The organism is Acetobacter fallax (assembly GCF_011516735.1).
Lineage (GTDB): Bacteria > Pseudomonadota > Alphaproteobacteria > Acetobacterales > Acetobacteraceae > Acetobacter > Acetobacter fallax.
Genome location: NZ_WOSX01000072.1, coordinates 1 through 9,171 on the forward strand (window position 1 = coordinate 1; position 9,171 = coordinate 9,171).

At 51.1% G+C, this 9,171-nt stretch carries 7 protein-coding genes and 2 pseudogenes; 2 read left to right on the top strand and 7 right to left on the bottom strand.

Annotation, left to right across the window (positions count from 1 at the left end; all coding sequences use genetic code 11):
* Positions 1-90: 90 nt before the first annotated feature.
* The 5 genes and pseudogenes from narJ to GOB85_RS17710 all read right to left on the bottom strand — a co-directional run bounded on the left by narJ (position 91) and on the right by GOB85_RS17710 (position 6,824).
* Positions 91-405: a nitrate reductase molybdenum cofactor assembly chaperone gene (gene narJ / locus GOB85_RS17695; protein WP_240471351.1), complete on the bottom strand. Its 315-nt coding sequence runs from the start codon at positions 403-405 to the stop codon at positions 91-93.
* Positions 406-407: 2 nt separating this feature from the next.
* A complete protein-coding gene (gene narH, locus GOB85_RS17700; protein WP_173578727.1) occupies positions 408-1,940 on the bottom strand; it encodes a nitrate reductase subunit beta in 1,533 nt (510 codons plus the stop codon).
* A gap of 52 nt (positions 1,941-1,992) precedes the next feature.
* Complete coding sequence (locus GOB85_RS19735; protein ID WP_338421803.1) at positions 1,993-3,897, bottom strand: molybdopterin-dependent oxidoreductase; 1,905 nt, start codon at positions 3,895-3,897, stop codon at positions 1,993-1,995.
* Complete coding sequence (locus GOB85_RS19740; protein WP_338421805.1) at positions 3,848-5,695, bottom strand: molybdopterin-dependent oxidoreductase; 1,848 nt, start codon at positions 5,693-5,695, stop codon at positions 3,848-3,850. The genes GOB85_RS19735 and GOB85_RS19740 overlap by 50 nt, the downstream gene beginning before the upstream one ends.
* Before the next feature lie 41 nt (positions 5,696-5,736).
* Positions 5,737-6,824, bottom strand: a pseudogene (locus GOB85_RS17710) (IS3 family transposase).
* A gap of 172 nt (positions 6,825-6,996) precedes the next feature.
* Between GOB85_RS17710 and GOB85_RS17715 the strand changes: the two are divergent.
* Positions 6,997-7,161, top strand: coding sequence for a hypothetical protein (locus GOB85_RS17715; RefSeq protein ID WP_231875809.1), 165 nt, complete (start codon positions 6,997-6,999; stop codon positions 7,159-7,161).
* A gap of 23 nt (positions 7,162-7,184) precedes the next feature.
* Here GOB85_RS17715 and GOB85_RS17720 read toward each other — a convergent pair whose 3' ends face one another.
* Positions 7,185-7,400 (bottom strand): hypervirulence associated TUDOR domain-containing protein, encoded by a 216-nt coding sequence (locus GOB85_RS17720; RefSeq protein WP_061507197.1) that lies wholly within the window; start codon positions 7,398-7,400, stop codon positions 7,185-7,187.
* Here GOB85_RS17720 and GOB85_RS17725 point away from each other — a divergent pair.
* Positions 7,399-7,998: a DUF488 domain-containing protein gene (locus GOB85_RS17725; RefSeq protein ID WP_035366892.1), complete on the top strand. Its 600-nt coding sequence runs from the start codon at positions 7,399-7,401 to the stop codon at positions 7,996-7,998. The genes GOB85_RS17720 and GOB85_RS17725 overlap by 2 nt on opposite strands.
* An 80-nt stretch (positions 7,999-8,078) precedes the next feature.
* Here the strand turns inward: GOB85_RS17725 and GOB85_RS17730 are convergent.
* Positions 8,079-8,432 (bottom strand): annotated as a pseudogene (locus tag GOB85_RS17730) (integrase core domain-containing protein); the annotation flags it as partial.
* Between the last annotated feature and the right edge of the window lie 739 nt (positions 8,433-9,171).

Here is a 9,171-nt window from a genome sequence, read left to right on the forward strand (position 1 = left end):
TACTGCGCTCGGGTGATTTCAGTCCAGGCCATCTTGATCTCATCAGGTTATCGCAAACCCATGAATCATAACCCGCTGAAATCACTCAACTCATTTTCGGTCAGACACTAACAGATCCACCATTGCCTGCCCGCGCATACGGGAATCCCCATGCACATGCTGGAAAAGGTAGAGCGATAAGGAGGGGGACATATCGAAAAGCTGCACATACTGGCTTTGCGCATCCAGAAGTGGTGTTTTTTCAAGAAAAATCCTGATTTCTTCGAAAGCTTTCTTCTGTTCTATAGAGAGATTGGAAAGCGAAATCAGCGTGCCTAATTCTACACTTTCCTGCTTTATAAGTTCATCAGGGTACCGAAGAAAAATAGCGCTTAACTGACAGAGGAATGACAGAGACTGAGACATTGTTATCCTCCTTTCACCGTATGACGACGAATTTCCGGTCTTACACCCTGCTGCCCCCATAGGCTGAAGCGGCTTTTCCCGGAGGTTGTGCTCTGGTTAAAATGAAAACCCGCGATGCCGCGCTGATGGTAAGGGTCTTCTGCATCTTCTTTATGCGCGGTTGGCACAACGAAGCGATCTTCATAATTCGCAATAGCCAGAAGACGGTACATGTCCTGAATTTGCTGCTCTGACAGCCCTGCCCCCTGCAAGAGAGAGGCGTCACGTACATTCTCAATCTGGAAACGGCGCATATAGGCCCGGAGCGCCAGCAGCCGGTTAAGAGCCGCTTTGACGGGCGCTTCATCCCCCGCAGTGAGCATATTAGCCAGATATTGGACCGGTATACGTAGGCTGTTGATATCTGGAATACCATTCAGGGTTTCCAGACTACCAGCAGAAGCTGCTTCCTGAATGGGCGACAAGGGCGGGATGTACCAAACCATAGGCAGGGTGCGGTATTCAGGATGGAGCGGAAAGGCGATTTTCCATTCCTTGATCATACGGTACACTGGCGAGCGTTGGGCCGCGTCAATCCATGCGTCAGATATGCCGTCCCGACGTGCCTGCTCAACCACTGCCGGGTCGTGTGGGTCCAGAAAAAGGTCGAGCTGCTGCTCATACGCATCTTCAGGGTTTGTTGTAGCCGCAGCGGTTTCAATTTTGTCGGCATCATACAGCATGACGCCAAGATAGCGGATACGCCCCACACAGGTTTCAGAGCAGACGGTAGGCTGGCCACTTTCTATACGGGGGTAGCAGAACACACATTTTTCTGATTTTCCTGTGTGCCAATTGTAATAAATTTTCTTGTAAGGGCAACCGCTGACACACATGCGCCACCCACGACATTTTTCCTGATCAACCAGAACAATGCCGTCTTCTTCCCTTTTATAAATAGCACCTGATGGGCATGATGCAACACAAGTCGGGTTAAGGCAGTGTTCACACAGTCGCGGGAGAAACATCAGAAAGCTATTTTCGAACTTTCCATATATTTCTTTTTCTACATCACGGAAATTATAGTCTTTGGAACGATGTTTAAATTCTGTGCCCAGAGACTCTTCCCAGTTCGGGCCTCGTTCAATTTTATCCATGACCTGCCCGGTAATACGGGAATACGGCCGGACAGACGTAACAACCTGCTCGCTTTTTTCGTTCTGCAATGCAGCGTAATCAAAATCAAATGGTTCATAATAATCGTCAAGTTGGGGCAGGTTTGGGTTTGCAAAAATTTTCGAAAGAATACGCCATTTTCCACCAATTTTAGGGCGGAGTGACTCTCCCTTTCCCAACTGCCAGCCGCCATGCCACAGTTCCTGATTTTCCCACTGCTGCGGAAAACCGACACCGGGTTTACTTTCGACATTGTTAAACCATGCGTATTCAACACCGTCACGGTTGGTCCAGACCTGTTTGCACGTCACACTGCATGTATGACACCCGATGCATTTATCGAGATTAAGAACCTTACCTATCTGCGCACGTATCTTCACGGTTACTTACCTATAATGCAGGGAGAAGCAGGAAAATTACTCAAAATCATCTTCATCCCTTCCCTTTTTCGGTGGTGTCAAACCAGTTCACATCGTTCATTTTACGTAAGAAAATAAATTCATCACGATTAGACCCAACCGGCCCGTAATAATTGAATGACCATGAAAGATGTGCATACCCACCCACCATATGGGTGGGTTTCATGACAACACGCGTCACTGAATTATGAATACCGGCACGCTTGCCAGTAATTTCACTACCCGGCACATTGGCGGTGCGCTCGGCCGCATGGTACATAAACGCTGCACCAGACGGAATACGCTGGCTGACAACAGCACGCGCCACCAATGTCCCGTTACAGTTAAAAGCTTCTACCCAGTCATTATCGACAATCTTGAGCCGTGTTGCGTCATCCTCACTAATCCAGACAACCGGGCCACCACGACCAAGTGTCAACATAATCAGGTTTTCAGCATAGGTGCTATGGATGCCCCACTTTTGATGAGGGGTCAGGAAATTCAGCGGGATAACCGGGTTTCCGTTATCATGTGCAGCCCCTAAGGCCTCTGGCGTTGAGTGTGTTTCAATAGGTGGCTTGTATGTGGCAAAGGTTTCCCCAAAGTCACGGAGCCAAGGGTGATCCTGATAAAACTGAAGCCGACCTGTTAATGTACGCCATGGTACATATTCGTGCACATTCAGCCAGTTAGCGGTGTAGGCTTCCTGCGTTGACGAGACACCGCTCCATACCGGCGAGTTTATGACCTGCCGAGGCTGTGTAATGATATCTGCAAATGTAATCCGGTCACCGTCTCTTCCGCCCAGACGGTGAGAAAGGTCACGCCCGGTTTTGTCTGAAAGAGACTTCCAGCTTCTGGCTGAAACTGCACCATTTGTTTCCGGTGCCAGCATAAGTACCGTCTCAACCGCATCGGTATCCTGAAAAAGAGAAGACCTCTCGGGATATTTCACTGAGACTGACGGATGTGTCTGCTTAAGTTCCTGTATCTCTGCTGTTGTATCCCACTGTAACCCGTGGTCTGCGTTCCCCTTCTTTTCCAAACCCGGACCTAACGTAATGTAGCGATCATAGACCTCATCATAACGTCTTGGCACAATAGCAATCTGGGGCATTGTCTTGCCCGGTACACCAGCTATCGGGTGCTCTGACCGCCAGATCTCGTCACCATAAGGCTGCGCCAGCTCGGCTGGTGTGTCTTTTTGCAAGGGTGACAGAACAACATCTGTTTCACTCTCCAACTGGCCTTTTGCCAACCGTTGGAACGTCTCAGCCAAACCACGGAAAATGCTCCAGTCCGTGCGGGCTTCCCATGCCGGGTCAACAGCAGCCTGCAGCGGATGAATAAACGTGTGCATGTCAGACGTATTCAAGTCTGATTTTTCATACCATGTTGCGGTTGGCAAAACGACATCGCTGAACATTGCTGTTGTGCTCATGCGGAAATCAATAGTTGTCAGAAGGTCCAGTTTTCCTTCTGGAGCCTTATCATGCCATTTTGCAAAATCCGGCCTCTGGTCACTATCCTCGTTCATGACATTGTTAGGCGCGCCCAACAGGTGCTTCATGAAATATTCATGTCCTTTGCCGCTGGCACCTAGCAAGTTTGACCGCCAGACAAACATGTTACGCGGCCAGTTCTCCGGTGCATCGGGGTCTTCACAAGCCAGCTTGATGGAACCGGATACAAGAGCGTCCTTCACATATGTTGCAGGATCCTGCCCACTTTGAGCGGCTTTTTGACCAAGCTGTAACGGATTGACCGCAAGTTGTGGCGCACTTGGCAGCCAGCCGCGTCGTTCAGCCTGAATGTTACAATCAAGCACGGTTTGAGGCCATTTTTCAGGCGAGGCCAGAGGTGAAAGCTGCTCCCTTGGTGTTAACTGCTCATAACGCCACTGGTCTGTATGTGCATAGAAGAAGCTTGTGCCGTTCATTCGGCGTGGCGGGCCGCCCCAGTCCCCCGCAAACGCGACTGGCCCCCCACCCTGCGGACGGGCGTAGCTTTTCCTGCCCCACATAGTGCGCCCAGCCGCCGCCGTTCTGCCCTATGCACCCACACAGCATGAGCATGTTCAGAATAGCACGGTACGTCATGTCCATATTGTACCAATGGTTGAGGCCTGCCCCCAGAATAACCATGGAGCGCCCCTGCGTAGCTTCCGCATTTCGGGCAAAGCCGCGTGCTACAGCAATACATCTTTCACGCGGCACACCGGTAATGGCCTCCTGCCAAGCGGGCGTACCGGGCACATTACTCTCATAATCCGGCCACGCGGTAGCGTCCGCAGAAAGCCCATAATGTGCGGTCATTAAATCAAAAACAGTGGCGCACTGGACATGCTCGCCTGTTTTCAGGGCTATGCTTCGTACCGGAACCTTACGGGCATGAACTGGCTCGGCCTCATTCAAACCAAAGCGCCCGTCTCCACCAAAATATGGAAACAGTACTGTGGCCATCTCTCCACTCTCACCCAGAGAAAGAGACGGTGTTAAGGGCGCACCTGTTACGGCATCAAATGGTTCAAGGTTCCATTTCCCCTCGTTTTCCCACCGAAAACCGGCAGACCCGCGCGGCATAGCAGGGCAGGCCTGTTCCCGGTCCCAAACCAGAGGCTTCCAGTCAGCTTCTGTGGTGTGGTACCGGTCATCCGCCAGATCAGCCGCGCGGAGCAGCCTGCCGGGTTTCTGACCTGCATCGCTGGGGTCCAGGATCACCAGAAATGGAAGGTCTGTGTACCGGGTTGCATAGTCCTGAAAATAAGGGACCTGACGTTCAAGATAGAACTCACGAAGAATGACATGCACCATGGCCAATGCCAGTGCAGAGTCCGTTCCTTGGCGAGGGTGCAGCCATAAATCTGCAAATTTAGCGACTTCAACATAGTCCGGAGCAATGACTACACTTTTTGCGCCCCGATACCGTGCTTCTGTATAAAAATGAGCATCGGGTGTGCGGGTCATGGACACATTGGAGCCCCAGACCAGCAGATAGCCCGAATTATACCAGTCAAGACTTTCTGGCACGTCTGTCTGGTCACCAAATGTCTGAGGGGACGCGGGAGGCAGGTCACAATACCAGTCATAAAAAGACAGGCATGTTCCGCCAAGAAGGCTTAAATAGCGTGTTCCGGCAGCGTAACTCAGCATAGACATGGCTGGAATGGGCGAAAAGCCCACAAGCCTGTCAGGCCCCCATGTTTTGATGGTATGGATATTTGCTGCGGCAATCAGTTCGTTTGCCTCATCCCAAGACACTCGAACAAAGCCCCCCAGCCCACGCTGTGCCTGATAACTCTGACGGGCGACCGGGTCGTTTTGGATGGCTGCCCAAGCTGAGACCGCATCCAGCGTCTTACGTTTTTCGCGCCACAACTCAACCAGCCGTTTGCGCACCAGCGGGTAGCGAATACGGTTACTGCTATACAGATACCATGAGTAGCTTGCGCCACGCGGGCAGCCACGTGGTTCGTGGTTGGGCATATCTGGTCGCGTGCGCGGGTAATCGGTCTGTTGTGTTTCCCACGTGACCAGACCACTTTTAACATAGATCTTCCAACTGCAACTGCCGGTGCAGTTCACGCCATGCGTTGACCGGACAATTTTCTCACTCTCCCACCGGGACCGGTAGGTATCCTCCCATGCCCGGCTTTCATCTGTATTGACGCCATGGCCACCCGCAAACTTACCTTGATATTTTTTGAAAAAGAGAAGTCTGTCGATGAGTTGGCTCATAGGGTAATCCCCCCATTTTTAGTCGGGCGTTGAATGAGAATTCAGGCAGCTGTTTTTAGTTTCTGGGCGGGGGTTAGCCCGCTGTTCCCCATGTTGGGTCTGTCATGGTTATATGTCCAGAGCCATTGTGTTGCGACCTCCTGCACGTCCTGAATGCTTTCAAACAAATACTGCTCCAGCCATTCCTGCCGGACAGTTCTGTTGTAGCGTTCAATATAGGCGTTCTGCTGCGGATTGCCCGGTTGCGTATAGATCAGGGTAATCCCCTGTTTTCCGGCCCATGAAACCAACGTATGACTGACATATTCAGGGCCATTATCCATTCTGATGGCTTCTGGCCTGCCGCGCCACTCCATAACCTGTTCCAGGCAGCGGACAACCCGACAGGCCGGCAGGGAAAAATCAACCTCGATCGCCAGTCCTTCACGATTGAAGTCATCCAGGATGTTCAGGAGCCGAAAAGCGCGTCCATCCAAAAGCCTGTCCGCCATGAAGTCCATGGACCAGACCGTGTTGGGAAGGGCCGGAACCGACAGCTTTTCAGGCTTTTCGCGAACAAGACGCCTGCGGGGTTTAATCCGCAGGTTGAGTTCCAGTTCCCGATAGATCCGATAAACCCGCTTATGATTCCAGAGCTGTCCCTGCACATTGCGCAGTTACAGGAAACACAGACCAAATCCCCATCTCCTGTGAGCCTGGGTCAGTCCCACAAGAAGATCGGCAATCCTGTCGTTCTCCGCTGCCAGTCGCGGACGATAGCGAAAGCAGGTCTCGGATATCCCAAAAATCCGACAGGCCAGCGCAATGCTGACCCCATGATGCGCCACAGCCTGTGCGGCCAGTTCCCGGCGCTGGGCTGGCCGCTTCATTTTTTTCCAAGGGCTTCCTTCAGGATATCCGTCTGCATGCTCAGATCCGCATACATGCGCTTCAGCCGACGGTTCTCCTCTTCCAAAGCCTTCATCTGACTGATCATCGAAGCATCCATGCCGCCATATTTCGCGCGCCACCGGTAAAACGTGGCGTTGCTGATCCCATGCTCCCGGCACAGGTCAGGAACCGGGACACCGCCCTCAGCCTGGCGGATCACACCCATGATCTGGGCGTCAGTAAAGCGATCACTCTTCATCAGAATCTCCTCAATTCTTACGCTGAGAAAATTCTCATTCAAAAGTCACTCTTTTTATGGGGGGATTACCTGCAGCTTATATAAAGTTGTGCAGCGAGAGGAATATTCTCCGCATTTGCGAACAATCCATCTACCAAGAGAAAAATTATGAATTATAATGAGAGCAGAGCATGTGCGCGCCAATAAAAGAGTGATTGGGCCAGATGATCTCTGTCATGAGAGGCTTATTGCGACACTCACGTCTGTCACCCCGACGCTGGATGTGGTGCTCTGTGCTCCGATCACCTCAGCCAATCCGTCTGTCTCTACATTGATGGATATTGCGGCGCAGACATGATGCTGGCTCAGGAGATGATCCAGTCACTCAGCAAGTGTAAGGGCCGTGCCTTTGTGAAAGGCGATATGACTGGTTTTAAGGCTTTCTATTTCATATTGAGGGTGTTCTGCCGTCGCGTGATGCTGATAGCCGTTGACCAGAAAGGGCGCCGTATGAATGGCTTTGATCCGTCCACTGACGTATCCCGCTTCCGAGTTCCAAGATACGATGTCTCCGATCTGGAAAGTTTGTGACGGCATGGAAAACTCCGTATCCAATGTGAACCTCGCAGGGGAGGCAAGATCATCTTCTTGTCATCCATTCTACACCATTGGGCATTCCACGCTTGCGCTATCTGATTTTATCGCGCTTTTGCGTCATTATGGCGTGACACTGATCGCGGATGTGAGGGCTTTTCCGTATTCCCGGCGTAATCGAGACTATGATGGCACCAGTCTCCAGCCGGAACTGGCGGCACAGGGGATCGGATATAGTCATTTTCCAGAGCTTGGTGGACGACGGCCACGGTCGAAGACGATGCCTGCGGAGACCAACGCATTCTGGCGTGTCCAGAGTTTTCATAATTATGCGGATTATGCGCTTGGAGAAGATTTTCACCGAGGTCTTGCCCGGCTTATCGAGGCGGGACAGCAGGCAACTGTTGCGATCATGTGCGCGGAGGTGCTCTGGTGGCGCTGTCACAGGCGCATCGTTACTGACTATCTTCTGGCCCACGGGGTGACAGTCTTTCATATTCTGTCCATGACGGATGCCGTTCCCGCGCACCTTACTGAATCTGCGATTATTGATAGTAGCCGTCATATTACTTACCCACAAATAAACACTTCCAGAGGCTGAAGGTAAAATGTAGGCATAAAAACAAACGATCTCGAAAAATTGGTAATCCCCCCATTTTTAGTGGGGCATTGAATGAGAATTCAGGCAGCTGTTTTTAGTTTCTGGGCGGGGGTTAGCCCGCTGTTCCCCATGTTGGGTCTGTCATGGTTATATGTCCAGAGCCATTGTGTTGCGACCTCCTGCACGTCCTGAATGCTTTCAAACAAATACTGCTCCAGCCATTCCTGCCGGACAGTTCTGTTGTAGCGTTCAAGATAGGCGTTCTGCTGCGGATTACCCGGTTGCGTATAGATCAGGGTAATCTCCTGTTTTTCGGCCCATGAAACCAACGTATGACTGACATATTCAGGGCCATTATCCATTCGGATGGCTTCTGGCCTGCCACGCCACTCCATAACCTGTTCCAGACAGCGGACAACCCGACAGGCTGGCAGGGGAGAAACGGGCAGTCGAGAGAATGTGACGCAGACCGTCCCCCGTTACCTCAGTATGAATCAAGCGTTGACGCGTAAGGCGGTCTACCTGTTCGAGAACAAGAGGGAGCAGATCGGGCCAAGAGCCTGTCAGAAGAAGAGAATCAAGCATTGCCCATTATAACCTTTCACCAAAAAACACTTCCAATCTGACATGCTTACTGAAAAACCACGGCGCTAGAGATAGCCAAGTGGGCCGCGCTGCAAAACACACATGAGAAAACAAATACGGCGAAAGGATTTTAAGTGCTTATTTCTGCGCCTTTATGTCTGCGATGGGGGGAGAGCGGCCCATCCGGTTGTGAAATGGCCATTGTCAACAGCGGACATAAGCTCCATCATGCCGGATTACAGGAGATCGACTGTAATCTGAAAAAGGTCTGGTGGTGGATAAGATAAATTTCAACGATGCATTATTTGAAGTGTTTAAAAGTATAAAAAAAGACAAATTGGTTAATTTGTCGGCAGAAATAGACAAAGACCCACACCTAATGGAGTTAAAGTCTGCGTACTCCAAATGCTTAGAATTCAATATAGCGGTTAACAGACATCGTGAAAATTGGGATGAAGCTTTTTTAATGGTTCCTGCCCTTAGTGTCTGACCGAAAATGAGTTGAGTGATTTCAGCGGGTTATGATTCATGGGTTTGCGATAACCTGATGAGATCAAGATGGCCTGGACTGAAATCACCCGAGCGCAG

Coding starts and splice junctions, on each gene's coding strand:
- GOB85_RS17720 (WP_061507197.1), bottom strand. CDS start 7,400: ATGCCGTCACAAACTTTCCAGATCGGAGACATCGTATCTTGGAACTCG.
- GOB85_RS17725 (WP_035366892.1), top strand. CDS start 7,399: ATGGAAAACTCCGTATCCAATGTGAACCTCGCAGGGGAGGCAAGATCA.
- narJ (WP_240471351.1), bottom strand. CDS start 405: ATGTCTCAGTCTCTGTCATTCCTCTGTCAGTTAAGCGCTATTTTTCTT.
- GOB85_RS19735 (WP_338421803.1), bottom strand. CDS start 3,897: ATGAACGGCACAAGCTTCTTCTATGCACATACAGACCAGTGGCGTTAT.
- GOB85_RS19740 (WP_338421805.1), bottom strand. CDS start 5,695: ATGAGCCAACTCATCGACAGACTTCTCTTTTTCAAAAAATATCAAGGT.